General features: G+C 73.6%; 21 protein-coding genes. 9 read left to right on the top strand and 12 right to left on the bottom strand.

The genetic code is table 11. The features are described 5' to 3' along the window. On the top strand, positions 1 to 765 hold the full coding sequence (locus E1300_RS16925; protein WP_131757968.1) for an SDR family NAD(P)-dependent oxidoreductase: 765 nt from the start codon (positions 1 to 3) through the stop codon (positions 763 to 765). 69 nt (positions 766 to 834) lie between these two features. On the opposite strand, the gene E1300_RS16920 is transcribed toward E1300_RS16925, so the two are convergent. Further along, positions 835 to 1,818 (bottom strand): Lrp/AsnC family transcriptional regulator, encoded by a 984-nt coding sequence (locus tag E1300_RS16920; RefSeq protein ID WP_131757967.1) that lies wholly within the window; start codon positions 1,816 to 1,818, stop codon positions 835 to 837. Positions 1,819 to 1,942: 124 nt separating this feature from the next. On the opposite strand from E1300_RS16920, the gene E1300_RS16915 reads away from it, so the two are divergent. Beyond that, positions 1,943 to 3,370, top strand: a complete 1,428-nt coding sequence (locus E1300_RS16915) for an MFS transporter (protein ID WP_131757966.1) — start codon at positions 1,943 to 1,945, stop codon at positions 3,368 to 3,370. Here E1300_RS16915 and E1300_RS16910 read toward each other — a convergent pair. Beyond that, positions 3,365 to 3,994, bottom strand: a complete 630-nt coding sequence (locus E1300_RS16910; RefSeq protein WP_131757965.1) for a TetR/AcrR family transcriptional regulator — start codon at positions 3,992 to 3,994, stop codon at positions 3,365 to 3,367. The genes E1300_RS16915 and E1300_RS16910 overlap by 6 nt on opposite strands. Positions 3,995 to 4,075: 81 nt before the next feature. Here E1300_RS16910 and E1300_RS16905 point away from each other — a divergent pair, with 81 nt between their 5' ends. Beyond that, positions 4,076 to 4,897: an NAD(P)H-binding protein gene (locus tag E1300_RS16905; protein ID WP_131757964.1), complete on the top strand. Its 822-nt coding sequence runs from the start codon at positions 4,076 to 4,078 to the stop codon at positions 4,895 to 4,897. Between the two features lie 60 nt (positions 4,898 to 4,957). Then, positions 4,958 to 6,451: an MFS transporter gene (locus E1300_RS16900; protein WP_131757963.1), complete on the top strand. Its 1,494-nt coding sequence runs from the start codon at positions 4,958 to 4,960 to the stop codon at positions 6,449 to 6,451. Between the two features lie 73 nt (positions 6,452 to 6,524). Here the strand turns inward: E1300_RS16900 and E1300_RS16895 are convergent, their stop codons facing one another. The 3 genes from E1300_RS16895 to E1300_RS16885 all read right to left on the bottom strand — a co-directional run bounded on the left by E1300_RS16895 (position 6,525) and on the right by E1300_RS16885 (position 11,371). Continuing rightward, the gene (locus E1300_RS16895) at positions 6,525 to 7,127 is read right to left on the bottom strand and encodes a cysteine hydrolase family protein (RefSeq protein ID WP_131757962.1); all 603 of its coding nucleotides are present in this window, start codon (positions 7,125 to 7,127) and stop codon (positions 6,525 to 6,527) included. Positions 7,128 to 7,213: 86 nt separating this feature from the next. Further along, positions 7,214 to 8,188: a GlxA family transcriptional regulator gene (locus tag E1300_RS16890; protein WP_131757961.1), complete on the bottom strand. Its 975-nt coding sequence runs from the start codon at positions 8,186 to 8,188 to the stop codon at positions 7,214 to 7,216. A gap of 48 nt (positions 8,189 to 8,236) precedes the next feature. After that, on the bottom strand, positions 8,237 to 11,371 hold the full coding sequence (locus E1300_RS16885) for an AfsR/SARP family transcriptional regulator (RefSeq protein WP_207399785.1): 3,135 nt from the start codon (positions 11,369 to 11,371) through the stop codon (positions 8,237 to 8,239). Positions 11,372 to 11,506: 135 nt separating this feature from the next. Here E1300_RS16885 and E1300_RS16880 point away from each other — a divergent pair, with 135 nt between their 5' ends. Further along, on the top strand, positions 11,507 to 12,811 hold the full coding sequence (locus E1300_RS16880; protein WP_131757960.1) for an oxidoreductase: 1,305 nt from the start codon (positions 11,507 to 11,509) through the stop codon (positions 12,809 to 12,811). Between the two features lie 94 nt (positions 12,812 to 12,905). Here the strand turns inward: E1300_RS16880 and E1300_RS16875 are convergent, their stop codons facing one another. Further along, entirely contained in the window at positions 12,906 to 16,484 is a 3,579-nt protein-coding gene (locus tag E1300_RS16875) for a galactose-binding domain-containing protein (protein ID WP_131757959.1), read from the bottom strand. 379 nt (positions 16,485 to 16,863) lie between these two features. Further along, positions 16,864 to 18,192: an APC family permease gene (locus tag E1300_RS16870; RefSeq protein ID WP_131757958.1), complete on the bottom strand. Its 1,329-nt coding sequence runs from the start codon at positions 18,190 to 18,192 to the stop codon at positions 16,864 to 16,866. 109 nt (positions 18,193 to 18,301) lie between these two features. On the opposite strand from E1300_RS16870, the gene E1300_RS16865 reads away from it, so the two are divergent. The 3 genes from E1300_RS16865 to E1300_RS16855 all read left to right on the top strand — a co-directional run bounded on the left by E1300_RS16865 (position 18,302) and on the right by E1300_RS16855 (position 21,174). Further along, positions 18,302 to 18,769, top strand: a complete 468-nt coding sequence (locus E1300_RS16865) for an Lrp/AsnC family transcriptional regulator (RefSeq protein ID WP_131757957.1) — start codon at positions 18,302 to 18,304, stop codon at positions 18,767 to 18,769. A 78-nt stretch (positions 18,770 to 18,847) separates the two neighbouring features. After that, complete coding sequence (locus E1300_RS16860) at positions 18,848 to 19,654, top strand: SDR family NAD(P)-dependent oxidoreductase (RefSeq protein ID WP_131757956.1); 807 nt, start codon at positions 18,848 to 18,850, stop codon at positions 19,652 to 19,654. Between the two features lie 155 nt (positions 19,655 to 19,809). Further along, on the top strand, positions 19,810 to 21,174 hold the full coding sequence (locus E1300_RS16855) for an FAD-binding oxidoreductase (protein WP_131757955.1): 1,365 nt from the start codon (positions 19,810 to 19,812) through the stop codon (positions 21,172 to 21,174). A gap of 120 nt (positions 21,175 to 21,294) precedes the next feature. On the opposite strand, the gene E1300_RS16850 is transcribed toward E1300_RS16855, so the two are convergent. The 3 genes from E1300_RS16850 to E1300_RS16840 all read right to left on the bottom strand — a co-directional run bounded on the left by E1300_RS16850 (position 21,295) and on the right by E1300_RS16840 (position 24,346). After that, positions 21,295 to 22,788: a DHA2 family efflux MFS transporter permease subunit gene (locus E1300_RS16850; RefSeq protein WP_131757954.1), complete on the bottom strand. Its 1,494-nt coding sequence runs from the start codon at positions 22,786 to 22,788 to the stop codon at positions 21,295 to 21,297. A 5-nt stretch (positions 22,789 to 22,793) separates the two neighbouring features. After that, the gene (locus E1300_RS16845; protein ID WP_131757953.1) at positions 22,794 to 23,378 is read right to left on the bottom strand and encodes an NADPH-dependent FMN reductase; all 585 of its coding nucleotides are present in this window, start codon (positions 23,376 to 23,378) and stop codon (positions 22,794 to 22,796) included. Between the two features lie 164 nt (positions 23,379 to 23,542). Further along, entirely contained in the window at positions 23,543 to 24,346 is an 804-nt protein-coding gene (locus tag E1300_RS16840; RefSeq protein ID WP_131757952.1) for an ATP-grasp domain-containing protein, read from the bottom strand. 163 nt (positions 24,347 to 24,509) lie between these two features. Between E1300_RS16840 and E1300_RS16835 the strand changes: the two genes are divergently transcribed. Beyond that, positions 24,510 to 25,049, top strand: a complete 540-nt coding sequence (locus E1300_RS16835; RefSeq protein WP_131757951.1) for an SDR family oxidoreductase — start codon at positions 24,510 to 24,512, stop codon at positions 25,047 to 25,049. A 12-nt stretch (positions 25,050 to 25,061) separates the two neighbouring features. Here the strand turns inward: E1300_RS16835 and E1300_RS16830 are convergent, their stop codons facing one another. Both E1300_RS16830 and E1300_RS16825 read right to left on the bottom strand, forming a co-directional pair. Beyond that, positions 25,062 to 25,643: a dihydrofolate reductase family protein gene (locus E1300_RS16830; RefSeq protein WP_131757950.1), complete on the bottom strand. Its 582-nt coding sequence runs from the start codon at positions 25,641 to 25,643 to the stop codon at positions 25,062 to 25,064. A 71-nt stretch (positions 25,644 to 25,714) separates the two neighbouring features. After that, positions 25,715 to 26,158 carry an ATP-binding protein gene (locus tag E1300_RS16825; protein WP_278045364.1) on the bottom strand — a complete coding sequence of 148 codons (444 nt, stop codon included), beginning with the start codon at positions 26,156 to 26,158 and terminating at the stop codon, positions 25,715 to 25,717. Between the last annotated feature and the right edge of the window lie 146 nt (positions 26,159 to 26,304).

Below are 26,304 nucleotides of genomic sequence, written 5' to 3'. Positions count from 1 at the left end.
ATGAACGCTCCCACACTCCCGTCCACCTGGGACCTGACCGGCAGGGTCGCCGTCGTCACCGGCGCGGCGCGCGGCATCGGCCGCGCCACCGCCGTCCTGCTGCGCGAGCGCGGCGCCCGGCTCGTCGTCACCGACCGCTCCGAGGCCGTCGAGGAACTCGCCGCGGGCGACCCCGGCGTCGCCGCGCTGGTCGGCGACGTCGCGGACGAGGACCTCGCCCGAGCGACCATGCGGCTCGCCACCGACCGGTTCGGCCGGCTCGACGTCCTCGTCAACAACGCGGGCCGCACGCTGAACAAGCCGGTCACCGAGACCACCGTCGAGGACTTCGAGGGCATCCTGCGGGTCAACGCCCGCGGCAACTTCGTGCAGGCGCGCGAGGCCTTCGCCGTCATGGAGGCCGGGGGCGGCGGCGCGATCGTCTCGGTCGCCTCAGTCTCCTCCACCGTCGCCTTCGCGACGCAGACGGCCTACGCCGCGTCCAAGGGCGCCCTGGCCCAGATCACGCGCGTCCTCGCGATCGAGGGCGGTCCCAAGGGCATCCGCTCGAACGCCGTGCTGCCCGGCGTGATCGACACCGACATCATGGAGGGCGTCGTCGACAACGGCCGCGAGATGCTCGCCTCCTTCGGCCCAGCCCACCCGATCGGACGGATCGGACGTCCCGAGGAGGTCGCCGAGGCCATCGCCTTCCTCGCCTCCGACGCCGCCGCCTTCATCACCGGCGCGCTCATCCCCGTCGACGGCGGCTGGACCGCCCAGTAGACGCGCACCCGGCCGGCCGGACCGGCCTGTCCCTCGCCGTCCTGGTGTTGCGGCTTGCGGGGCGAGCGGTCACTGGGGGCGGCGGGGTAGGGGGTCTACGGCGCCTGCTCGTTTGAGGGTGCGCAGGACGGGGGCCGTCTCCAGCGTCTGGATGCCGTCGAGGACGCCGAGCCGCCGGGTCAGGTAGCGGTGCAGGTCGGCGGGGCCCGCGCAGAGGGCCTGCGCGAGCAGGTTCGTGGGTCCGGTGGTGGCCGCGACCACGGCCATCTCGTGGTGCCCGGCGATGGCGGTCGCGACCCGGTCGAGATGCGCGGGCGCGACCGCCATCCACAGCAGCGCGTGGGTGGTGCCACCGAGCAGCGCCGAGTCGATCTCCACGTCGAAGAAGACGGTGCCGTCGGCGCGGAGGGCGGCGAGACGGCGGGCGACCGTGGCCTGGGACCAGCCCGTCGCGGCGGCGAGGTCGGCGTACCCGGCGCGCCCGTCCCGGCCGAGCACGTCGAGGAGGGCGCGGTCGGCATCGGTCAGCGGCCGGGGCGCGGCGTCGCCGCCGGACGTGTCGCGCGGCGGGCGGAGCCGGGCCTGCTGCTCCTCGTCGAGGGCCTGGGTCAGGCCGCGCCACGCGGTCGGGCCGCCGAGGTAGGTGTGCAGCAGGCAGTGCGCGGACAGGGCGGTGATCGCCGTCCGGCGGGGGATGTCCTGGAGGAGCAGCGGGGGCGGGCCGGGGGCGTCGTCGGGCACGTGGACGAGCGCGAAGATCTCCGTTCCGCCCGAGGCGAGCTCGACCCAGGACGTGTCGGGGCGCCGGGCCAGCGAGTGCGCGAGGCTCTGGGCGGCGGACGGCGCGCAGGTCAGCCGGACCGTCCACGTCTCGCCGCCGCGGTACCGGTCGAGGAGGCCGACGACGCGCAGCCCCGCCTTCTGCCGCATCCGCCGGTAGCGCCGGGCGACGGTCTGCGTGGAGATGCCCAGGACCTCGGCGATGCGGCTGAACGGTGCCCGCCCGTCGATGTGCAGGGCGTGGATCACCGCGCGGTCGAGCTGGTCCAGCATGAACGGATTCCTCGTTCGGAAGTGGTCAGTGGAAGATTTCCGCCGTTGTGGATCGCCAGATGGAACGTCCGGCATCCGCGTCCAAGGCTAGATCACGTCGAGGACGAGGACGGAGGGATGCGGGATGCGAGTTCGGGAAGCCACGCGGCGGGACGCGCCGACGGGCGTTCATCGGTGGCGCTGGATCGCGCTCGGCGCGCTGCTGGCGGCCGAGGCGATGAACCTGCTGGACGCCACGATCGTGCAGGTGGCGGCGCCGGTGATCCACCGGGATCTCGGCGGCGCGGAGTCGGCCGTGCAGTGGTTCAGCGCCGCCTACACGCTGCCGTTCGCCGTGCTGCTGATCACGGGCGGGCGGCTGGGGGACATGCTGGGCCGCAGGCGGGTCTTCGCCGTGGGGACGGCGGCCTTCGCGGTCGCGTCGGTGTGCTGCGCGCTGGCACCCGGCACCGGGGCCCTGGTCGCGGCGCGGACCGTCCAGGGGGCCGCGGCCGCGCTGGTCATCCCGCAGACGATCGGGCTGATCAGGGCGATGTTCGACGGCGCGGAGATGGCGAAGGCGCTCGGCACGATCGGGCCGGTGATGGGGCTGTCGGCGGTGTGCGGTCCCGTGCTGGGGTCCGTCCTGACGCACGCGGTGTCGTGGCGGGCCGCGTTCCTCGTGAACGTGCCGATCGCCGTGCTGGTGCTCGCGGCCGTCCCGGCGCTGCGCGAGGACCGGGCCGCCGAACCGCCGCGCCTGGACGCCGTCGGGACCGTCCTCGCGGTCGCGGGCGCCGGGCTCGTCGTCTACCCGCTGATCCAGGGCGACACGGCCGGGTGGCCGCTGTGGACGTGGGGCGCGATGGCCGCCGGGGTCGCGGTCCTCGTCGGTTTCGGGTTCCAGCAGCGGCGCGCCGCCCGCCGGGGACGCGGCCCGCTGGTCGAGCCGAGCCTCTTCCGCGACCGGGGCTTCCCCGCGGCGCTCGCGACGTCGACGCTGCTGTTCGCGGCGGTGAACGGCCTGACGGTCGTGATCGTCTTGCAGGTCCAGATGGGGCTGGGCCGCGACGTGCTCAGCGCCGGGCTGACCCTGCTGCCGTGGTCGGGCGCGCTCGCCGTGTCGTCGCTGGCCGCCGGGGCGCGGCTGGTCCCGCGCTACGGGAACCGGGTGTTGTTCGCCGGGCTCGGCGTCCTGCTCGCGGGGGTCCTCGCCGCCGTCGCCGTCTACCACTGGACGCGGCCAGGCTCCTACCCGTGGGCCCTGCCGGGGGCGCTGGCGCTGGCCGGTGCCGGGAACGGGCTGGCCACCGTGCCGTTCTTCACGGCCGCGCTGTCCCGCGTCCGGCCGCACGAGACGGGGTCCGCGGCCGGGCTGCTGAACGCCGTCCAGCAGTTCGGCGGCACGCTCGGCGTCGCACTCCTCGGCTCCGCGTTCTTCCACGTCCTGGACGTCCCGCCGGCCCGGACGTCGCTGGACGCCGCGCAGGTCGCGTTCTGGCTGGCGGCTGGCCTGCTCGTCGCGACGGCCGGCGCCGCGGCGGTCATGGCCGGTGCGCGCGGCAGGTCATGATCCGGTCGGGTCGGCGGGCGCGGGGACGCGGTCGCCGGTCGCCGCGAGGGAGTCGAGCCAGTCGATGAGGCGGGCTCCCTCGCGGGTCATGATGCCGGGCTCGCGCAGCGCGTTGGCCATGAGCGACATGCCCTGGTAGGCGGCGACGAACGTGATGGCGAGGTCGTGCGGGCCGGGCAGCCCGAGCTCGCGGAACTGGGATTCGGCCCAGTCCACGAGCTGCCCGATGACCTTGCCCGCTTCGAGGTCGAGCGTTCCGTCGGCGCGCTTGTCGAGCTCGACCGCCAGGGTTCCGGTGGGGCAGCCGAAGCGGGCGGCGACGTCGCGCTGGCCGATCCACGTCTCGACGAGCGCCTTGAGGCGTTCGCGCGGGTCGGGCAGCTCGTCCAGGCGGCCGGTGAGCTCGGCCAGGTGGGCGGAGTGCTCGGACAGCGCCGCCTGGACGAGGTCGTCCTTGGTCTTGAAGTAGTAGTAGACGTTCCCGACCGGCACGTCCGCCGCGTGCGCGATGTCGGCGAGGGTGGTGCGCTCGACGCCCTGCTCGTGCAGGACGCGCGCCGCGGCGGCCGTCAGCCTGCGGCGCTTGTCGGCGCCCCGGGCCCGCGGTCTGGGTGAGTCAGTCACCCAACTCACTATAGACAACCCGCAGGGAGGCCGTGCTACGGTCCTTCTGAGTCAGCCAACTAACTAACTCGGGAGAGCGACATGATCGTGGTGACCGGAGCGACCGGCAACGTCGGACGGACGCTGGTACGCCTGCTGGCCGAGGCGGGTGAGCGCGTGACGGCGGTGGCCCGGCGGATCACCGAGGACGACGTCCCCGGAGGCGTGCGGGCGGTCCCGGCGGACCTCGCGGACCCGGCGAGCCTGCGTCCCGCGCTGGCCGGAGCGTCCGCGCTGTTCCTGCTCGTCGCCGGGGAGGAGCCCGAAGCCGTCCTCGGCGAGGCCCGGGACGCTGGGGTCGGCAAAGTGGTGCTGCTGTCCTCGCAGGGCGTCGGCACCCGGCCGCAGGCCTACGGGCATCCGGCCCGGTTCGAGGCCGCCGTCGCCGGGAGCGGGCTCGACTGGACGGTCCTGCGGTCGGGCGGGATGGCGTCGAACGTCCTCGCCTGGGCCGAACCGATCCGGACCCACCGGACGGCGGCCGCGCCCTTCGGCGACGTCGGGCTGCCGTTCGTCGACCCGGACGACGTGGCGGCGGCGGCCGCGGCCGTGCTGCGCGGGGACGGGCACAAGGGCGCGACCTACGTCCTGACCGGTCCCGCGCCGACCAGCCCGCGGGAGCGGGCCGCCGCGATCGCCGCGGCGATCGGCGAGCCGGTCCGCTTCGTCGAGCAGACGCGCGACGAGGCCCGCGAGCAGATGGCGCGATTCATGCCCCTGCCCGTCGTCGAGGGCACCCTGGCGATCCTGGGCGACCCCACGCCCGAGGAACGGCAGGTCAGCCCCGACGTCGCCCGCCTCATCGGCCGTCCCGCGACGCCGTTCGCCGCGTGGGCGCGGCGCAACGCCGCCGCCTTCCGCTGACGGGTTCCCCTGGCCCTCCCCCTCCCGGCGCGCGTGCGCCGCCCCTTCCCTAGGAGTGACATGTCGACCGACCAGGCGCTGCGGCGCCCCGATCCCGCCGGTCCCGCCGCGACCTCCCCGCCACGCCGTCCGGGCCTGATCCTGGCGTTCCTCTGCCTGGCCGGGTTCATGACCTTCCTCGACGTATCGATCGTCAACGTCGCGCTGCCGACGATCGAGGGCGACCTGCACATCGCGCAGACGTCGCTCCAGTACGTGGTCACCGTGTACGGGACGCTGCTCGGCGGCTTCCTGGTGCTCGCGGGCCGGCTGGGCGACACCTTCGGCCGCCGCCGCATGCTGCGGACCGGCCTGCTGCTGTTCGCGCTCGCCTCGCTGGCCGCCGGCCTCGCGCAGGACGCGCCCACGCTGATCGCGACGCGCGGCGCGCAGGGCCTCGGGGCGGCGTTCATCGCGACCGCCGCGCTGTCCCTGCTGAGCGCGAACTTCGCAGAGGGCCCAGAGCGCACCCGGGCCCTGGGCGCGTGGGGCGCGCTCAGCGGGATCGCCGCCGTCGCCGGTGTCACGCTGGGCGGCCTGCTCACCGACGGGCCGGGCTGGCGCTGGATCTTCTTCGTCAACGTGCCGATCGGCGTGCTGGGCGCGCTGGCCGCCCCGCTGGTCGTGGGCGAGAGCCGCGCGGCGGAGCGCCGCCGCGCGTTCGACGTCGCGGGGGCGGCGGCGCTCACCGCCGGCCTCGTTCTGCTGATCTTCAGTCTCGGCCAGACCGTGGACGACGGGGACACCTCGATGGCGCGCGTCTACGGCGGTTTCGCCCTCTCCGCGGCGCTGCTGGCCGCCTTCCTCGTCATCGAGCGGCGCGCGGAGTCCCCGCTGATCCCCCTCAACGTCTTCAGGCGCAGGTCCCTGCGGGCGGCGAACGCGGTCGCCGTCCTGCTGCTGGGCACCTGCGTCACGCTGTTCTTCTTCGCGAGCCTGTTCATGCAGCAGGTCCTCGGCTACTCGCCCCTCAGGACGGGCCTGGCCTACGTCCCCCTGGCAATCATCGTCGCCGTCGGCGCGGGCGTCGCGTCGCAGCTCGTGACGAGGGTCGCCGCCAAGCCGGTGCTCGTGGCGGGGCTCGCGCTGACCGGCGCGGGCATGCTTCTGCTCTGGCGCGCCCCGTCCGACGCGTCCTACCTCGCCGACCTGCTGCCGGCCTTCCTCCTCGCCGGCCTCGGCCTGGGCACCTCGTTCGTGCCGGTGCAGGTCGCGGCGTTCAGCGGGGGCCGGGACGAGGAGTCCGGCCTGGCCGCGGGCCTGATCAACACGGCGCAGGAGGTCGGCGGCGCCCTCGGCCTGGCCGTGGCCGCCACCATCGCCTTCCGCCGGGTCCCCGAGCTGACCGCCTGGGCGGACGGCGTGCCCGAGCGGATCGTCGAGGCGCGCACCATGGTCTTCCACGACGCTTTCCTCTCGGGCGCCGGGTTCGCCATGGCCGCCCTGCTGGCCGCCCTCCTGCTGCTCCCCTACACCAGGGCCTCGGACCAACCGACTCCCCCGCCGGGGCACTGACGTCCGCGCCCATGGCCTGCCCGAGGCGTCTCGGCCAGGCCATGGGCGTTCCGTCGCGCGGACGCCGCGGACGTCAGTCGGGCAGGTCGGCCACGCGGGGGACGACCCGTCCGAACAGGTCGCCGATCGTGGTCAGGGCCGCGGCGTGCAGGACGTCCGCGGGAACCGGCGTGCCGTCCGGTCCCGCAAGCGGCCGGGTCGCGCACGCCTCCGCCACGACGGTGGGCCGGTAGCCGCGGTTGAACGCGCCCTGAGCGGTGGACTGGACGCACATGTGGGTCATGAAGCCCGCCAGCACGAGGTCGGGTCCGGCGTCCAGGCGGCGCAGGACGTCCGGCAGGTCGGTCTCGTGGAAGGAGTCCGGGAAGCCCTTCACCACGACGGGCTCGCCGTCCGCGGGCGCGACGCGGGGCTCGATCTGCCCGATCTCGGCGCGGATGTCGTAGGGGCTGCCCGGACCGCCGTCGTTGACGACGTGCACGACCGGGGACCCGGCGGCGCGGGCGCGCTCCAGCAGCCGGGCGGCGGCGTCCAGCGCGGGGCCGGCGCTGGGCAGCGCCATGACGCCGGTCGTGTAGGTGTTCTGGAAGTCGATCAGGATCAGCGTGGCGGTCGCCAGCGCGGGCGGCGCGCCGTCCAGGCCGATCACCTCGCGCAGGGTCGTCGAAACGGTCATCGCGTACTCCTCGGTATCGAGAAATGGGCAGGGTGGAACCACCGGCCGGGCACGGCCGGTGAGCTTCGATGGGGTGGGCGCCGGGGTCAGGCGGCGGTGCGGAAGCGGCGGCGGTAGGCGGCCGGGGTGGTGCCGAGGCGCCGCCGGAACGCGCGGTGCAGCGTCTCCACCGACCGCAGGCCGCACGCCGCGGCGACCTGGTCGAGCGGGTCGTCGGTGCCCTCCAGCAGGCGCCGCGCCGCCTCCACCCGCGCCGCCTCGACGTAGGCCGCCGGGGTGGCGCCGGTCTCCGCGCGGAAGACGCGGGTGAAGTGCCGCTCGCTCAGGCACATCCGCTCGGCGAGCGCCGCGGCCGACAGGTCGGCGGCCGGGTTCGCGGTGATCCAGGCCCGCAGCTCGTCGATGTCGCGCCGCTCGGCCGGGGCCTGCCACAGCGGGACGCTGAACTGGCTCTGCCCGCCCTGCCGCTTCAGGTACATGACGAGCTGGCGGGCGACGGCCAGGGCGAGCCGTTCGCCGTGGTCCTCGGCGACGAGGGCGAGCGCGAGGTCCATGCAGGCGCTGATGCCCGCGCCCGTCCACACGTTCCCCGACCGGACGAAGATCGGGTCGGGGTCCACGGTGACGTCGGGGTGGTCGGCGGCCAGCAGGCCGGCGGTGGCCCAGTGCGTGGTCGCCGTCCGTCCCGCGAGCAGTCCGGCGGCGGCGAGCAGATGCGCGCCGACGCACACCGAGGCGACCCGGCGGGCGTGCCGGGCGGTGCCGGCGATCCACGCGACCAGCTCGGGATCGATCACCGGGACGCCGTCCGCGTCCAGGGAGCCGGGCACGACGAGGGTGTCCACCCGGTCACCGACCTCCTCGAAGCGCAGGTCGGTGACGAGCCGGACCCCGGCGGCCGTGCGCACCTGGCCGCCGTCCGGTCCGGCGAGCAGCACCTCGTAGGGCGCCCGGCCCGGCAGCTCCCGGTTCGCGATCGCGAACACCTCCGCGGGACCGGTGACGTCGAGGAGGTCGACGCCGGGGAACACGGCGATGATCACGCGATGCGAAGCGGACATGGCTCTATTCCACCAACGAACCCGGGTGTCCGCCACGACGAGCTTCTGTCACATCCGGACATGCCCCAGGGTTTCCCGGGCGAGGCGGGCGGCGTCCTGCGGACCGATGTCCGCGCCGCGCCGGAACGCCGCGGCGAAGGCGTCCTCGTCCGAGGCGATCGCCGCGCTGATCCGGTCGACGTCGCCGCGTTCGGCGGGAGGGAGCGGGACGCCGGCGCCGCGCCGGGCCGCGTCCGCCGCACCGAGCAGCAGGGCGGCGAGAGCCGGGTCGCCGAGGAGCGCCGCCGCGCCCGCCAGGCCCTCCAGGGAGAGCGCCACGGCGCGCGGCTCGGCGATCGACAGGGCGACCTCTAGGCCGCGGAGCTGGTGGGCGGCGGCGCCGGGGCCGTCCCCGCGGAGCTCGGCGACGAAGCCGAGCTCGGCGTGCAGCAGATGCTCACCGGCCTGCGAGGACGGGTGGTCGTCGCGCAGGCGGAGCAGGTGCGCCTCCGCCGCGTCGAGGTCACCGGAGCGGCGCGCACCCAGGGCGAGCCCCATCAGCGCGTGCACCTCCCCGTAGACGAAGCCCTGCTCCGCGGCCAGCCGCAGCGCCGTCTCGTGCAGGTCGCGCGCCCGTTCGACGTCGCCGGACAGCAGCGCCAGCCGTCCCAGCTCGGAGAGGCGGGCGGAGACCTCCGTCGCGAGGCCCAGTTCCCGCGCGATGCGCAGCCCCTCCTCCTGGCGGCTCGCGGCCTGCGCGTAGTCGCCCCTGATCGCGGCGAGCGCCGAGAGCGGCGCCACGGCCTGCAACTCGCCCCAGCGGTCCCCGAGCTCGCGGAAGAGCGCGGCGCCGCGCAGGCCGTCCCGCTCGGCGCCGGTCAGGTCACCGCGGGCCAGGGCATGCGTGGCGCTCAGCGCGAGGACGGCCGCGGTGCCCCACGCGTCCCCGGCGAGCAGATCGCGCGCCTGGGCGTTGGCCTCCTCGCTGGCCGCGAGCTCACCGGCGTTGAACAGGCCGTAGGCGTACGACCAGAGCAGCCGGCCGCGTCGGAGCGGATCCCCGGCGGACGGCACGGACGGCGCCTCGGTGCTCCTTCCGCTGGTGAGCAGCTCGAACGTGCTTCGCAGGAACCGGAGTCCGGTGTGGCCGGGGGCGGCGGCGAGCATGTCCGACAGCGTGCGGTGCGCCTCGGTCAGGCGTCCGCGCAGCAGCCACCACGGGGACAGGGCCGTGGCCAGCCGTGCCGCCTCGTCCGGCGGGGCGTGGCGCAGCGCCGCCCGGAAGTTGGCCGCCTCGGCGTCGAGGCGGACCAGCCATGCCCGCTGGTCCGGGCCGCGCAGGCCGTCCTCGGCGCGCTCCGCGAGGTCGAGGTAGTGGCGCAGGTGCCGGTCCCGGGTCGCGGCGAGATCGCCCGCCTCGCGCAGGCGGTCCAGCGCGTAGGCGGCCACGGATTCGAGGAGCCGGTAGCGCGGACCGGCCGGTTTCTGGACGAGGACGACGAGCGACCGGTCGACGAGCCGGCCGACCAGGTCGAACACCGCCTCGCGGGGCGCGTCCCCGCCCGCGCACACCGCCTCCGCGGCGTCCAGCGCGCAGCCGTCGGCGTGGACGGCGAGCCGGCGCAGGACGGTGCGCTCCGCCGCGCCGAGCAGGTCCCAGCTCCAGTCGATCACCGCCTGGAGGGTCCGCTGGCGGGCGGGCGCGCCGCGCCGTCCCGAGGTGAGGACCGCCAACCGGTCCTCCAGCCGGGCCGCCAGCTCGTGCACGCCCAGGCCGCGGACCCGCGTCGCCGCCAGTTCGAGCGCGAGCGGGATGCCGTCGAGCCGCCGGACGATCTCGGCGGCGGCCTCGCGGGCCGTCCCGTCCAGCGCGAGACCGGCCGCCGCGGCGCGCTCCGCGAACAGGTCCATCGCGTCGGACGGCGCGAGCGGTTCGACCGGGACGACCGTCTCGCCCGCGATGCCGAGCGGCTCGCGGCTCGTCGCCAGGACGCGCAGCCCGGGCGCGGTGCGCAGCAGCAGCCCGGCGAGTTCGGCGGCCGGTTCGACGAGGTGCTCGCAGTTGTCCAGGACGAGCAGCCCCCGGCGGTCCCGCAGCACGGTGGCGAGCCGCTCGGCGACACCGGACGCGCCCAGGCCGGGCAGGCCGGGCGGCGTGTCGTCGCGGAGGCCGAGCACGTCCGCGACCACCTGCGCGAGGTCGGCGGCGCCGCCCCGCTCCGAGCCGAGTTCGACCAGCCACACGCCGTCCGGCGCGGTCGCGGGGTCGAGACGCGACGCGCACTCCACCGCGAGCCGGGTCTTGCCCACGCCGCCCGGCCCCGTCAGCGTGACCAGGCGTGCGGTCCGCAGGAGCCGATCGACGTCCGCCATCGCCTCATCACGGCCGATGAGCTCTGTGAGCTGGGCGGGCAGATTCGATCGGAACCCCGCCGGGGCGCCGGACACCGAGGGGGAGGCGGGAGCGCCGAGTGACGCGTCCTGGCGCAGGATCGCCTGGTGGAGCGCGGCCAGTTCGGGGCTCGGATCGACGCCCAGTTCGTCGGCCAGGCGTTCGCGCAGATCCGCGTACGAGGCGAGCGCCTCGCTCTGGCGACCGGCCAGGTAGAGGGCGCGGAGCTGGACGGCGCGCAGCCGTTCGCGGAGCGGATGGCGGGCCACCAGGTCGGCGAGGTCGCCCGCGAGGAGGGTGCGGTCACCGGCGTCCAGGCGCGCCTCCGCCTGCTCCTCCAGGACGCTCAGCCGCTGCTCGGTCAGCCGCTGCGCCGCGGCGCGCGCGAACTCCTCGTCCGCGACGTCGGCGTAGGCGGGCCCGCGCCACAGCTCCAGCGCCTCGGTGAGCAGCGCGGCGCGCGTCCGCGGGTCCGCGGCGGAGCGGGCCTCGGCGGCGAGGGCGGCGAAACGGTCCGCGTCCACCTCGTCGGACGCCGGGTCGAGGACCAGCCGGTAGCCGGACGCCTGGAACGTCACGCGCTCGCGCCCGATGGCCCGGCGGAGCTGCGACACCTTGGCCTGGAGCGCGTTGGCGGGACGGCCCGGCGGCGCGTCCCCCCACAGGTCCTCGATGAGCCGGTCGGCGGACACCGGCCGTCCCTCGTGGACGAGCAGGTCGGCGAGCAGCGCCCGGACCTTGGCCTCCGGCACCGCGATCGGCGTGCCTCCGGCGTCCCGCACCAGCAGCGGGCCCAGCACTCCGAACCGCATGCGAGCACCGTACACAGCGCTGATCAGCGGCCGTCAGCGGACCCTCAGCCGCCCCGAAGCGCTCCCCGGCACAGTCGGTCACGTCAACGCGACCGCGGACGGCGGCCTCCTGACACGAGAAGGGAAGACACGACCATGTCGAGCACAAGTACGTCCGGCACAAGTACGTCCGGCACGGGCACGTCCGGCACGGGCACGTCCGGTGCGAGCGGGGCCGCCACCGGGTCTCGGTTGTTCGAGCCCGCCCACGTCGGCCGCCTCCACCTGCCCAACCGGCTGGTGATGGCGCCGCTGACCCGCAACCGCGCCGCCGCCGACGGCACCCCGCGGCCGATCATGGCGGACTACTACGCGCAGCGCGCCTCCGCCGGGCTGATCATCGCGGAGGCCACGACGCCGAACGCCGTCGGGCGGACCTATCCCGGCATTCCCGCGATCTACAGCGCCGGGCACGTGGCGGGATGGCGGCGGGTCACGGACGCCGTCCGCGCGGAAGGCGGCCGGATGTTCCTGCAGGTCCAGCACGGCGGCCGGATCGGCCATCCCGACAACAGCGGCCTGCACCCCGTCGCGCCGTCCGCCGTGCGGTTCCCGGACACGATCCACACTCCGGGCGGGTCCCAGCCGGGCGTCGTCCCGCGCGAGATGACCCTCGACGAGATCCGGTCCACCGTGGCGGACTTCGCCGCCGCCGCGCGCAACGCCGTGGACGCCGGTTTCGACGGCGTCGAGGTGCACGGCGCCAACGGCTACCTCATCCACCAGTTCCTCGCCCGCGGCACCAACCACCGCACCGACGCCTACGGCGGCTCCGTCTCCGCGCGCGTCCGGTTCGCCGTCGAGGTCGTCCGGGCGGTCGCCGACGCGATCGGGCCCGAGCGGGTCGGGCTGCGCGTCGCCCCGGGCTTCACCGGCCACGGCATCGACGAGGGCGACACCGCCGCCATCTACCCGGCGCTGCTCGGCGAGCTCGATGACCTCGGCCTCGCCTACCTGCACGTCGTGTGGGCCGACCCCGGCACGCCCCTCTTCCACGCGTTGCGCGGCGGCTGGCGCGGCACGCTGATCGCCAACCCGGCGCTGCCGTGGCCGGCGCCCTTCCCGGTGGACGGCGGGCGGCGCGAGGCCGAGCGGCTGCTGGACGCGGGGGCCGATCTCGTCTCGCTCGGCCGGGCGTTCCTCGCCAACCCCGACCTCGTCGAGCGGCTGCGCCGGGACGCCCCGCTCAACCCGATGCGCGACGAGTACTGGTACGGCGGCGGGGAGACCGGCTACACCGACTACCCCACCCTCCGCGCCACATCAGGTCAGCCCGCCGCGCCCGTGCCGCCCGATGCCTCCGCGACGCCCGTCGCCTCCGGCGCGTCCGCGACGCCCGTCGCCTCCGGCCAGCCCGGTGTGCCCGAGCATGTCAGGGCGCCCGAGACGGTCGGCTGCTGAGGCCGTGGCCCGGCCGCCGCGGCGAGGCATGGAGCCCGTCCCGGAACGCGGAGACCGCGGGTGCCTCCCAACACCCGCGGTCCCGCGCCCCGGATCAGGGGTTCTGGGTGATCGTGAACGTGGTGGTGGTGTTCCGGATGTCCTGGTAGTTGCCGCTGAATCGCAGGCCGGTGAAGCTCGCCGAGCCGACCGCCGGTCCCTGCCCGGGCTCGGGCATCTCGTTGGCCCAGATGCCGAAGCCGGACTTGGCGTCGAACGCGTCACCGCTCTTGCGCGCGCCGGAGATGCTGACGCCGGTGAAGGCCGTGTCCGTGATCGGGTTGAGCGGGCCGCCGTTGTACTTCGTCTGGAACATGATCCCCGAGTAGGTCGGATCGACGATGTCGAGGCCGGAGATCCGGATGCCGCGGAACGGGTACTCGCCGGAGAACAGCCACAGCGCCGGGAACGTCTGCTGTCCCCAGAAGTGGCCGCCGGCCCGCACGAGCGAGATGTTCTCGAACCGCGTCTGCGGGGACGACTCGAAGCCGAGGGCCGGGATGGACCCGAACCGCAGCGTCGCGATCGTGATCCCCGAGTAGACGAGCGTGTCGGCGATGTGGATGTTGCGGAAGGTGTTGCCGCCGCCTCCGTACACGGCGAGCCCCGCCGCGCGCCACGTCAGCAGCGAGGTCAGGTTCTCGAAGACGTTGCCGGTCTCCTGCTCGTTGACGTTGTCGGTGGCGGGGAACAGCGCGAAGCTGTCGTCGCCCGTGGTCCGGGTCTCGACGTTGCTGACGAGGTTCCCGCTGCTGCCGTTGGTGAAGTTGAGGCCGTCCGCCCAGGTGTCGCGGATCCGCGCGTTCTTAATCGTGGACGTGTCGACGTTGGTGCCCCAGAACAGGCAGACGACGTGCTCGGCCCAGACGTTGTCGATGGTCATGTCCTTGACGCCGGTGAAGTCGAAGACCTTGCCGGGGCCGTCGATGCGCGAGGTGTAGTTGCCGAAGAAGCCGAATCCGGAGAACGTGGAGCCGTTCGCGGACGCCTCCGTCCGGAAGCCCGCGTCGGTGTTCTCCTGATTCGCGGGGGTGCGGAAGCGGGTGAACCATGGGCCCGCTCCGACGACCTTGACGGCCTTGCCGTAGACCTGGAACTTCTGCGCGGTCTCGTAGTCGCCCGGCGGCAGGTAGACGCCGGTCAGGGAGGAGTCCTGGCGGACCTTGTCCAGGGCGTCCTGGACGTTCTGGTGGGTGAACCCGGCGGGCACCGCGTACTTCGCCGGATCGGGGTTCGGCGCCGCGGCCGCCAGCTCGGTGTTGACGAAGTCGATCGCGTACGTGCTGGTGTTGGCCGCGTCCTTCTGGAGCTTGATCTTGCTGCCCTTCGGCACGGTCGTGCCGAGCATCAGGTTGGCCTCGTCGTAGATGTGCCGGGCCGGTCCGGATCCGGGCGAGTTGTTCGGGCTCGCCTCGTCGCCGTACACCCACGTGTACCTGGACGTGAGGTCGATCGTCTTGAGGAAGGTCCCGTTCACGTAGACGTTGAGCGTCGAGGAGATGCCGCCGCCGCCCGCCGCGTCCGGGATGGAGTACCGGGTGACGAGGGTGTTCGTGTCGGCCCTGGTGGTGAACTCGACGCTGCTGCCCGTCGCGGTCAGCCGGACCGCGCGGCGCCCGGACGCCTCGCCCGCCAGGTCCCCGACCGTCCGGTTGGGGCCGACGACGGACGCGCCGCCGGCGAGCACGCCGTCCTCCGCCTCGTACATGTCGAACGGCAGGTTCGCGCCGCGGCCGACGAACAGCGCCTGCGTGGCGGTGTTGTTGCCGCGCTTGACGGGCACCTCGTTGGCGTCGTCGGCGATGACCGTCCGGACCGAGTACCGGCCGTTGGCCGCCGTCCACGTCCCGAGCGCGATCGGGGCGGTGGTCGCACCCGGTGCGAGCGCGCCGCTGTAGGAGCCGCTCAGCGTCTTCACCGCGTTCCCGTCACCGTCCAGGACGGTCAGCGTGATGCCGTGCGAGCCGCTCGCGGACGCCAGGGTCCCGTCGTTCCGCAGCGTCACCGAGAAGGTGACCGCGTCGCCGTTCTGCGGGTTGCCGGGACTCCAGGTGACGGCCTGCGCCACGAGGTCCGAGCTGGGAACGGGCCCGACCGTGAGCTTGGACGCGGCCGTGAGCGTGTTGTTGGTCTCGTTGAGCTCGATGTTGTCGTCGCCCGCGTCCGCCGTGGCGCCGACCGTGTAGGACCCGGCGTCCTTCGTGCCGATGGACGCCGACACGGTCGTCGACGCGCCCGCCGCCAGCGCTCCGACCTGCGCGGACGCCGCCTTCTGCCCGCCGATCAGGAAGTCGAGGCCGCTCGCGTCGGCGGCGCCCGTCCCGGCGTTGCGGACCGTCGCCCGCAGCGTGATCGCGTCCGTCTCGATCGGGGACGCGGGAGCCCAGGAGACGTCCGTGACGGTCAGGTCCGGGGTCGGCGCGGGAGTGCCGATGACCTGGAGCTCGGCGACCTGCGCGCCGGGCGCCCCGGAGTTCGCGGTGAACCTCAGCCGGACCTCCGCGGTGGTCGCGGTCACCGGGATCGTGACCGCGTTCCCGGTGGCCGGGTCGAACGTGTACGCGGCGGACGGCTTGATCGTCGTGAACGACGCGGTCGGGCTGCCGCGGCCCTGCACCTCGAAGGTCTGCGTGCGGGTCGCCCAGGCCGCGTCCGGGTTCAGCTTGACCACGACGGACGAGACGTCGGCCTTCCCGCCGAGGCTCACGGTCAGCGTCGCCGGGTAGGCGCCCGAGTCCGACTCCCAGTACGTCGCGGTGCTGCCGTCGTTGGCGTTCGCCTCGACGAACGAGAACACGTGCGACGACGCGGTGATCGGCTTGCCCGCGGCGAGGTTGGTCCCCCCGCCCTGCCCCTGCCGCGTCACGACGTTGCTGCCGGCGGACACGTTGCCCGCCGCGTCCTTGGCGCGGACGTAGTACGACACGGTCGCCGAAGCCGATTGCGTGTCCGTGTAGGTGAGGACGTTCCCGGCAACGCTGCCGCGCAGCGCGTCGTTGGCGTAGACGTCGTAGCCGGTCACGCCCACCGCGTCCGAGGACGCGTTCCAGGTCAGCCGGATCTGCCCGGGGGACGGCTCGGTGAACGCGAGACCGGACGGAGCGGTCGGCGGCGTCTGGTCGCCGGTGCTCGGCCCGTAGATCTCCAGCTCCGACAGCTGTGCGGCGGGCCAGCCGGTGTTGGCGCTGATCTGGACGCGCAGGTAGCGGGTGAGCCTGGTGCCGTAGGTCAGCGTGACGGTGTTGCCGGAGGCGGGGTCGAAGACGCGCCCGGCAGAGCTCACCAGGTCGGTGAAGGACGTCCCGTTGGTGCTGCCCTGCACCGACAGGGTCTGCGTGCGGGCGCTCCAGTTCGCGGTCGGCAGCTTCAGGACGACCTTGTTGGTGTCCACGGAGGCGCCCAGGTCGATCTGGACCCATTGCGGGAAGGCGTTGTTGACGCTCTCCCAGTACGTGGCCTGGTTGCCGTCGTTGACGTTGGCGGCGGTGTACTCGCCGTTCGCGTTGCTGGCGGATGCCGTCTTGCCGAGCGCGAGGTTCGTCTCGGCCGCGACCGCCGGGGACGCCACCGGGCCGAGCAGCCCGGTCGCGACCAGCGCCATGACCAGCAGGACGCGCAGGTACTTCTGTCTCATCGCTGGTTCTGCTCCCTTGTGGTGAGTGCGGGGGGTGGACACCTGCCTGGGAGGAGCGGCGGAAGCCGGCGCATGGTGCCGCGGTCGAGCCGTAGGGAGCGCTCGATTGCGAGGAACATATAAAGGCGAACATGGCAATGCAATACATGCATCGACATACGCAATTTCTCGATATTGGTACGTGCCAACCCTGCAAATGGCCGCCATCAGGCGCAAACGGCTACAGGCGCCGGAAGCTCCGACCGTCCGTGCAGGTGACCAGCGCTGCCGTGAGCGACAAGCCCGCTGAAGAAAGCAACGCAAGAAATTGTCGAGCCGCGCAAATCCTTGCTTCAGAAGGACGGACGACGCGCGCCCTCGGAAGCCTTTCCCCGGCTGATCACCTTAGCGCCGCGCCATCGCCGAGAGCGTCGCAAGGAGTCGGATCCGCGACCACCAGCGGAGGCACGGGCTCGCAGGGCGCGGACGGACGCCGGCGCGGTCGCAGCAGCAGGGCGGACGCGGCCAAGGCCCCCGGTACGGCCAGGTACAGGCCGCACGACAGCGTCACCGCGCCGGCGAAGAACGTCGCGGCGTACGCGAGGGCGCGGCGGCGTCCGGGTAGGAGGCGGGTGGCCGACGCCATCCCGATCACGGTGACGGTGGCAAGGCATGCGGCGGTGACGCGCATGAGGGGGTCCAGCCCGAGCCCGCCCCACAGGACGGCGGCGGACAGGACGGCGGTCAGGACCGCGAGCAGCGCGAGGCTCCGGCGCGGCACCTCACCGGCCGCCGACCCGCGGGCGAGGGGCGCGGGGAAGGCGCCGTCGCGGGCGAGCGCGGCGCCGAGCCGGGCACCGCCCGCGACGTAGGTGTTCATGGCGACGAAGCTGAGGACGAGCGCCGCCCCGGCGGTGAGGGGCCGCGCCGCGTCCGCGCCGATGCCGTCCTCCAGCAGCAGCGCGAGCGGGACGGGCGAGGACGCCGCGCGCTCGCCGAGGACGCCCGTCACCGCGACCGCGAGGGACAGGTAGAGGACCGCGACGACGGCGAGGGTGAGCGCGGTGGCGCGGGGCAGGAGGCGGCGCGGGTCGGCGAAGTCGGCCGACAGGTGGCTCGCCGCCTCCCAGCCGGCGAACGCGAAGGCCAGCACCCCGGCCGCGTGGACGACGCCGAGCGGCCCGTGCGGGGCGAACGGGGTGAACGCGGCCGTCCGGATGTGCGGTCCGGCGGCGAGGACCGCGGCGACGAGCAGCGCCGCGAGCAGCGCGACCAGGACGAGCTGGATCCGCCCGGACGTGCGCAGGCCGCCGTGGTTGGCGGCGAACGCGGCGAGCAGCAGCGCGAGGGCGACGCCGACGGTTCCAAAGCGTCCGAGCCCGGCGGCCGAGGCGACGTAGTCGCCGCCGATGAGCGCGCCCGCCAGCACGCCGACCGGGACGGCCGCGAAGAAGCAGAGGCCCGCGGCGGTCGCGAGGCGCGGCCCGAAGGCGCGGGCCGCGAACGTCGCGACGCCGCCCGCGTCCGGACGGTCCGCGCCGAGCGCCGCGAAGGTGAGGGCGATCGGCGCGCTGAGGGCCAGCAGCGCCGCCCACGCGATGATCGACGCTGGTCCGGCGGCCGCCGCGGCCAGGTGCGGCAGGGCCAGGACGCCGGGGCCGAGGACCGCGCCGACGAGGAGCGCCGTGCCCTGCCCGAGCCCCAGCCGGTGACCGCTCCCGCTTCCCATGGCGCCCCCACGTCCATACGACCGATGCGACGTCCCGAAAGTAGCCATATGGCCGCCGGGCATGACGGCTATCTGAACGGACGTTCGGAATCGGCGCGATAATCCGGGCATGGACGAACTTGATTCGGAGATCGTGCGGCTTCTCCAGACGGATGCCCGGCAGTCGAACCGCGAACTGGCCCGGACGCTCGGCATCGCGCCGTCCACCTGCCTCGAACGGGTGAAGGCGCTGACCCGGCGCGGCGTCATCCGCGGCTACCACGCCGACATCAGCCTGCCGGCGCTGAACCGCGGCGTGCAGGCCCTCGTGTCGCTCCAGGTCCGGCCGCTCAGCCGGACGGTGATCAACCGGACGAAGGAGGACGTCTCCCGGATGGCCGAGGTGATCAGCATCTTCGTCGTCGCGGGTGGCGACGACCTGGTGCTGCACGTCGGCGTCCAGGACCTCGACCACCTGCACGCCTTCCTGGTGGACGGCCTCAGCAAGCGCAAGGAGATCGCGGGCTTCCGCACCTCGGTGATCTTCCAGCAGGTCCACAACACCGTCCTCAGCCGCTTGGACGATCCGGACGAGTGACCGCAACCGCTGCGGGACGGGCGGGGTTCAGGGGGTGCGGCGCGCCGAGAGACGGCGCGCTCGGAGGAAGGGAACCTCGTGGACCTGAAGCTCACCGGCAAGGCCGCGGTCGTCACCGGCGCCTCGAAGGGAATCGGGCTGGCCGTCGTCAGGACGCTGCTGGACGAGGGGGCCCGCGTGGTCGCCGTCTCCCGCAAGCCGACCGCGGAGTTGGACGCGCTCGCCGGCCCGGACCTGCTGCACGTGGCGGCGGACCTCATGGACCCGGACGCGCCGGCGCAGGCGGTGGAGCGCGCGGTGGAGGCGTTCGGCCGCCTGGACGTCCTGGTCAACAACGCGGGCGGCCCGCCGCCGGGCGCGACCCTGCCGCGGTTCGGCTTCCTGACGCCGTCGGACGACGACTGGCGCGCGATGTTCGAGTTCAACCTGTTCGCGGTGGTGCGCGCGGTCCGGGCGGCGATCCCGCACCTGCTGGAGAGCGACGCGGCGTCGATCGTCAACGTCTCCTCGGGGAACGCGCGCCGCCCGGGACCGATGAACTTCGACTACAACGCGGCGAAGGCGGCGCTGAACAACCTCACGTTGGGCCTGTCGGAGGAGTACGGGCCGCAGGGCGTCCGGGTGAACACGGTGTCGCCAGGCCCGGTCCGCACGGCGTGGTGGACGGAGGAGGGTGGCGCGGCCGACGTCCTCGCCGGAGCCACCGGCGCCGACCGGGACGCCGTGATGGACAGCGTCGCGCCGGAGATGATGGGCCTCACCACCGGCCGGCTGGCCGAGCCGCAGGAGGTCGCGGACGTCGTCGCGCTGCTCGCCTCGCCGCGTTCGGCGAGCACGACGGGCGCGGAGTTCGCCGTCGACTCGGGCTACCTCAAGGAACTCTGACCGGCCCGCGCAGCCCGTGCCGGGCGGCAGGTCCCGGCACGGGCTGCGCCATAACCAACCCTGCTCATCTTAAGAAGATCTATCTCTTGGACTTATGGGAACGTCCTCACCAGGATGGTCGGGGAAGGAAAGGACACCGATCACTGGGGGCAGTGATGAGCACGCACAAGGCACTGGGCGCCAAGGTCGAGGGGCCCGTCTTCGAGCCGGGCGACGAGGGCTACGACGAAGAGCGGACGGGCTTCCAGACCGCCGATCCGCACCGTCCGAGCGTGATCGTCGGGGCGATCGGCGCCGAGGACGTGCGGGCGGCGGTCGAGTACGCGGCGGGGCACGGGCTGCCGGTCGCCGTGCAGAACACCGGGCACGGGCTCCCGCTCGCCGCCGACGGCGGGCTGCTGATCAGCACGCGCCGGATGGCGGGCCTCCGCGTGGACGCCGCGGCCCGGAGCGCGCGGATCGAGGCGGGCGTGCGCTGGGCGCAGGTCGTCCCGGAGGCCGCGTCCCACGGGCTGGCGCCGCTGAGCGGCTCGTCGCCGGGGGTGGGCGCGGTGTCGTACACCCTCGGCGGCGGCGTCGGCCTGATGTCGCGGCGGTACGGGTACGCCGCCGACCACGTCCGGTCCATCGACGTCGTGACCGCCGACGCCCGGCTGCGGCACGTCACGCCGGACGGCGATCCCGACCTGTTCTGGGCGCTGCTCGGCGGCCGTGCCAACTTCGGTGTCGTGACGAGCCTGGAGATCGGGCTGCTGCCGGTCACGCGCCTGTACGGAGGCGGCCTGTACTTCGACGCCGACCTCGTCCCGGCGGCGCTGGAGGCGTGGCGGACGTGGACGACGACCGTGCCCGACACGATGACCTCGTCGATCGCGCTGATGCCGGTCCCCGACGTCCCGGCGTTCCCGGAACCGCTGCGCGGGCGCCACGTCGCCCATGTCCGGATTGCCCATCTCGGGGACGCGGCCGAGGGCGAACGGCTGATCGCTCCGCTCCGCGCGGTCGGACCGCGGCTGATCGACACCGTCGCGGACATGCCGTACACCGAGTCCGCGACGATCCACAACGAGCCGCCGATCCCCATGGCGTACCGGGCGACGAACGTGACGCTGGACGAGCTCGACACCGACACGGTCACGGGCCTGCTCGACCTCGCCGGGCCGGGCGCGCCGGACCGCGCCATCGTCGAGATCCGGCAGCTCGGCGGGGCGATGGCCGAGGCGCCCGCCGTCCCGAGCGCCGTCCGCCGCCGCCCCGGCCACCTGGTCGGCCTGCTGTCCAAGCTCGGCCCGGACGTCCAGGACGAGCCCGTGCGCGCGCTGCACGACCGGTTCGGCGATCTCCTCGCCGAGCGGGAGACGGGCCGGATCCTCAACTTCCTGTTCGGCGCCGACGCGACGCCCGAACGGGTGCGCGCCTCGTACGATCCCGCCGCCTACCGGAGGCTCGCCGAGCTGAAGGCCGTCCACGACCCGTCCGGCCTGTTCCGGCTGAACCACACCATCCCGCCCGCCGCCTGACGGCGCGCCTCACGGACCCGCGAGGCCCCGCAGCGGCGGCAGGATCAGCCGGCGTCCCGGGCCCTCACGGCCCGACCCCCGGATCGGCCATCCGATCCGGGGGTTCCTAATCCGGGACGGTCAATCGTGCGGCTCCTTGACCCGGCGCGGCAGGAGCAACGCGGGCACGAGGGACAGCGTCAGCATCGCCAGCGTGAACAGGTACGTCTGCTGGAAGGCGTCAGCGAGCGGCTGCGCGATCGCCGCATGCGCCTCGGGGGTCAGCCTGTGCAGCGCCTGAAGCGCGCCGCCGTCGCCGCCGGCCGGGACGAGATCGCTCATCAGCGCCGACAGGATCACCGACGCCAGCGCCATCCCGATCGCCATCGCCGTCGTGTTGATCATGTTGACCGTCGTGCTCGCCGCGGGCACCTGGCCGTGCGACATGCCGCGCGTCGCCGCCGTCATCGCCGGAATCCCCGTCGCGCCGCCGCCGGCGCCCATCAGCAGCATCGCCCCGCACAGCCCCCAGTACGGCGCGTCCGCGTCGAGTTGCACGGTGAGCAGCACGAACCCGGTGAGGGACGTCGCGACCGACACCGGGACCAGCCGCCCGGGCGGCACCCGGTCCACCAGCCGTCCCGCGAACTGCGCCGCCGTGCCGGAGCCGAACGCGAACGGGATGCCGAGCAGCCCCGCCATCGTCGCGCTCTCGCCCCGCACCACCTGGAAGTAGAGCGGCAGGAGCAGCATCGACCCGAAGTACCCGAGCGTGAACAGCGTCAGCGTCCCGGCGGCCGCCGCGTACGTCCGGTCGCGGAACAGGCCGAGGTCGATCAGCGGATGCCGGGCCGTCAGCGCCCGCACCACGAACGCGACGATCAGCACCGCGCCCGCCGCCAGCGCGGCCAGCACCCCCGGCGAACCGAAGTCGCCCTGGTCGCCGCCCCTGGTCACGCCGTAGATCAGGGCCGCGAGCCCCGGGGACAGCATCAGCAGCCCCGGCACGTCCAGCGGGCGGCGCTCCTCCGGGACGTCCCGCGGGAACATCCGCGCGGCGAGCACCACCACCGCCGCCCCGATCGGCAGGTTGATGAAGAACATCCACCGCCAGGACACCTCGTCGATCAGCCAGCCGCCCAGCACCGGACCGGCCAGCGGCCCGACCAGGATCGCCAGCCCGAGCGTGCTCATGAACCGGCCGAGCCGCTCCGGACCCGCCGCGCGCAGCAGGATCGTCATCCCGACCGGCATCACCATGCCGCCGCCGAACCCCTGGAGGACGCGGAACGCGATCAGCGACCCGATGTTCCACGCCAGCCCGGCGAGCAGCGACCCCGCCGCGAACGCGACGATCGCGCCGAGGTAGAGCCGCCGGGCGCCGAACCGCCCGACCGCCCACGCGGTGCTCGGGATGACCGCCCCGAGCGCGAGCGAGTAGCCCGTCGCCACCCACTGGATCGTGCCGAGCGGCGCGTCGAAGTCCTGGGACAGCCGGTTGAGCGCCACGTTCACGACCGTCGTGTCCAGCGTGATCATCACCGACCCGAGCACCAGCACGAGGGCGATGAGCATGGGCCTCGAACCCGTCGCGGACGCCGAACCCGTCCGCGACGCCGTTCTCGTCGCAGCCATCGCCGTCACGCCTCGTACGGACGGACGGACCTGGCCTCGCGCAGGGCGTACCCCCACCACACGAGCTGGTCGAGCATCCCCTTGGCGGCGGTCGCGGCGCCCTCGGCGTCGCTCGGCCGCCCGTCGTCGCCGAACCAGTTCCACGGGCTGTGGAAGCTGACCGTGTCGCGGACCGTCACCGCGTGCAGCTCCGCGAAGACCCCCCGCAGGTGCTCGACCGCGCGCAGCCCGCCCGCGAGCCCGCCGTACGACACGAACGCGACCGGCTTGGCGCGCCACTCGAAGAAATGCGTGTCGATCAGGTTCTTCAACGTGCCGGGGAAGCTGTGGTTGTACTCGCAGGTCACCACGGTGTACGCGTCCGCCGCCTGGAGCTTCTCGGTCACCTCCTGGAACCGCGCGCCCTCCTCGGGAGGCAGCGCGGCGCCGAGCGCGCTCGGCGGCGGCGTGTCGGCCACGTCGATCACGTGGACGGCCAGGTCCGCGTGCTTCGCGGCCTCGCCGGCGAACCACGTCGCGACGGTCGGACCGAACCGACCCTCCCGGGTGCTGGCGACGATGATCGCAAGACGGAGCGGGTTGTCGCTCATGCCGTTCTCCTCAGTGTCCGTGCGGCTCACCGGCTCCGACGCGAACGCCGGGCCGTACGGGGCGCCTGCCGGTCTGCCGACCCCGCACTGGACACTCTGAGACCTCAACAAAACTTGAGGTCAAGCCCGAGCGCGCGAATTCACGCACCCGGACTACCGACCGGCTAACCGAAAGCCCGATCGACCTCGGCTTTCTCGACCACCCACGGACGATCCTCGTCCGAGATCCGCCGGACGCACCCCCGCGCCAGCACGTCCAGGACGGCACGCGGATCGCACCCGTACAGCCCCGCGCCCCACGCCGCGTTGGCCTCCACGACCGCCCACCCGCGACCCCGGACGAACCCGACGTCCAGCACGATCGCGGGCGGCACCTCGACCTCCGCGATCAGCGTTTCGGCGTACTCCCGGGCCGCCTCCGCCTCGCCGTCCGCGGTGGCCCAGACCCCCTCGTCCGTCAGCGCGAGCTCACCGTCCCGCAGGTAGGGCGACATCGCCACGACCACGCCGTCCAGGACGTGGCAGCGGAACTCGACGTCCCAGGTCACCGGCTCGCAGACGAACACGTCGAGATCATCGCCCAGCACGTCCGGCCCTGGGAGTTCACCGGGAGCGCCGTAGACCCTGCCCTCGAACGCCTTGCGCCCGTCCGCCGGCTTGACGAACACCGGCCGCGCCAGCGACGAGCGGACGTCCCCCAATGTCGACATGTCAATCGACCGCCGCCGGTGCCGCTCCGGCAACCCCGGCAGCCACCCCTGCGGGACGTCCAGCAGCGCAACACCCAGCTGCGCCGCGATCACCTCGACGAACGTCGGCTCGCCGTACAGCGCCACATCCTCGCCCCGCAGCCGCTCGGGCGCCCGCCACCCGCTCAGCCGCTCCGTCCGCCACCCGGCAAGCCCCGCCGCACTCCGCAACACCTTCGAGTCGGACGTGTAACGAGGCGACAGAACAAGCGTCGGCACGAAGACCTCCAGAGAATCGGCAGCCCTCCAACGGCCCTCCGTCCGGACTCGCAGCGAACCGGGCGGAGCGCGAACTCTACCGTCCCGGTCAGATCCCTGCCCTGACCGGTGAGGACGACCTGGCAGACCCGGCGATCGTGGAGGTCCGGCCGCCTGCTGAGGAGTGAGCCCGAGCTCGCGGCCGGTGGTGGCCCTGACCCCCGCGACCACGCAGCACAGTTCGAGCAGTGCCTCCGCGAGATCCGGACCAGGCGCTGCGGACGTCGCCGACCCGAAGGGAATCCGCACACTGTTCGACGCGGCCGAGCGGCACTACGGTCGCCTGGACGTGCTGGTGCACAGCGTCGCCGGGTTCGTGCGCGGTCCGCTGACCGCGGCCACCGACCGTGACTATCTGCACACCTTCTCGCTGAACGCCCGCGCCACGTTCGTCGCGCTCCGCGAAGCCGGGCGCGCGATGCGCGACGGCGGCCAGATCGTCTTCATCTCCTCCGCGGCCACCCGCGTCGATCCGCAGGGAGAAGCCCTCTACGCGGCGAGCAAGGCCGCCGGTGAACACCTCGTCCGCGGCGCCGCCCGTGAACTCGGCGCCCGCCGCCTCACCGTCAACAGCGTGCTCCCAGAGCATCACCGTCGACGGCGGCCTGTGCTGACCCACCCCTTCACCCGGCCCCGATCCACGCCGCGTGATCCCCCCGAATGACCTAGACAAGGCCTAGGATGCCGCGTCCCCGTCACCGGTCGCGTTCTCGTACTGGAGGCGCACGACGCCGTTTCCGAAGGTCCGCGTATCGACGAGCCGCATCGGGATCTGCGCGTCCGGTGGGAACGGCGTCCTGCCCTGCCCGATCGCCACCGGATGGACGTAGATCCAGTACTCGTCGACCAGGCCGTGCCGGATGAACGTCGCGGCGAGGTCGGCACCACCGACCACCATGTCGCCACCGGGCTGCGCCTTGAGCGCCTTCACCTCGTCCACCACGACGTCCCGCGCGATGGTCGTGTTCCACCCGGCCCGGTCCAGCGTCCGCGAGTACACGATCTTCGGCATGTCGCACCAGATCCGGGAGAACTCCCGCTCCGTCTCGGTGCTCTCCGGATCGGTGTCGGCGGTCGGCCAGTAGTCCGCCATGAGCTCCCAGGTGACGCGCCCCTCTAGGAACGCGCTCATCGGCGCGAACTGCCGGTTCATGTGCCCGTGCAGCTCCTCGTCGACCCTGTGCCAGCCGATGTCGCGCTCCGGCCCCTCGAAGAACCCGTCCAGCGACACCGACATCGAGTAGACGATCTTTCGCATGGCACTCCTTCGAACGCTCGTCCGGCCAGCATGCCGTGCCCCTCCGACACTCCACCGCGGCCACGACCTGGTCATCCCCTCCGCCACGGCCCCCGGCCGCCGTCGATCTCCGCGTCCCCGCTCAGGGGCGGGACCATGCGGAACTCCGCCCACACTGCCGTGCCGTTGAGCGCCGGATGACATCCCCAGGCTGTGGACAACGCCTCGACGAGCAGCAGCCCGCGCCCGTCCTCCGCACAGAGATCGGTCCGCACGCACGGTTTGCCCAGCGTGCCGCCTTGATCGAGAACCGTGATCCGCAGGACGTCCCGCGTCGCGCTCACGACGACCGTGACCTGCCCGCCCGTCCCGGACGCCGTGTGCTCGCAGGCGTTCGCGACCAACTCGTCCACGCAGAGCGCGATGTCGGCCATGGCCTCACCATCGACCTGCGGCAGAAGCTCCCGCACGAACCTCCGCGCCCGAGGAGCCGAAGCCGCCACCCCGGGAAGCCGAACCGTCCCCAGCAACCTCATGCCCCCACACCCCCGACAACCCACCCGATCAGCCCCCGAGGACCGAGAAATCCCCCCGAACATCCACTACTTGTCGTCATTGCCCCACTCCTCTGCGTGACGTAGTCGCCAGGATGAATCGGCAGGTCAGAGGGCGCAATCGGCTC

This window comes from Actinomadura fibrosa (assembly GCF_900659615.1).
GTDB classification, from domain to species: Bacteria; Actinomycetota; Actinomycetes; order Streptosporangiales; family Streptosporangiaceae; genus Spirillospora; species Spirillospora fibrosa.
This window is presented reverse-complemented; position numbering and strand designations above follow the sequence as displayed.

Coding starts and splice junctions, on each gene's coding strand:
- E1300_RS16925 (WP_131757968.1), top strand. CDS start 1: ATGAACGCTCCCACACTCCCGTCCACCTGGGACCTGACCGGCAGGGTC.
- E1300_RS16920 (WP_131757967.1), bottom strand. CDS start 1,818: ATGCTGGACCAGCTCGACCGCGCGGTGATCCACGCCCTGCACATCGAC.
- E1300_RS16915 (WP_131757966.1), top strand. CDS start 1,943: ATGCGAGTTCGGGAAGCCACGCGGCGGGACGCGCCGACGGGCGTTCAT.
- E1300_RS16905 (WP_131757964.1), top strand. CDS start 4,076: ATGATCGTGGTGACCGGAGCGACCGGCAACGTCGGACGGACGCTGGTA.
- E1300_RS16900 (WP_131757963.1), top strand. CDS start 4,958: ATGTCGACCGACCAGGCGCTGCGGCGCCCCGATCCCGCCGGTCCCGCC.
- E1300_RS16895 (WP_131757962.1), bottom strand. CDS start 7,127: ATGACCGTTTCGACGACCCTGCGCGAGGTGATCGGCCTGGACGGCGCG.
- E1300_RS16890 (WP_131757961.1), bottom strand. CDS start 8,188: ATGTCCGCTTCGCATCGCGTGATCATCGCCGTGTTCCCCGGCGTCGAC.
- E1300_RS16885 (WP_207399785.1), bottom strand. CDS start 11,371: ATGCGGTTCGGAGTGCTGGGCCCGCTGCTGGTGCGGGACGCCGGAGGC.
- E1300_RS16880 (WP_131757960.1), top strand. CDS start 11,507: ATGTCGAGCACAAGTACGTCCGGCACAAGTACGTCCGGCACGGGCACG.
- E1300_RS16875 (WP_131757959.1), bottom strand. CDS start 16,484: ATGAGACAGAAGTACCTGCGCGTCCTGCTGGTCATGGCGCTGGTCGCG.
- E1300_RS16870 (WP_131757958.1), bottom strand. CDS start 18,192: ATGGGAAGCGGGAGCGGTCACCGGCTGGGGCTCGGGCAGGGCACGGCG.
- E1300_RS16865 (WP_131757957.1), top strand. CDS start 18,302: ATGGACGAACTTGATTCGGAGATCGTGCGGCTTCTCCAGACGGATGCC.
- E1300_RS16855 (WP_131757955.1), top strand. CDS start 19,810: ATGAGCACGCACAAGGCACTGGGCGCCAAGGTCGAGGGGCCCGTCTTC.
- E1300_RS16850 (WP_131757954.1), bottom strand. CDS start 22,788: ATGGCTGCGACGAGAACGGCGTCGCGGACGGGTTCGGCGTCCGCGACG.
- E1300_RS16845 (WP_131757953.1), bottom strand. CDS start 23,378: ATGAGCGACAACCCGCTCCGTCTTGCGATCATCGTCGCCAGCACCCGG.
- E1300_RS16830 (WP_131757950.1), bottom strand. CDS start 25,643: ATGCGAAAGATCGTCTACTCGATGTCGGTGTCGCTGGACGGGTTCTTC.
- E1300_RS16825 (WP_278045364.1), bottom strand. CDS start 26,158: ATGAGGTTGCTGGGGACGGTTCGGCTTCCCGGGGTGGCGGCTTCGGCT.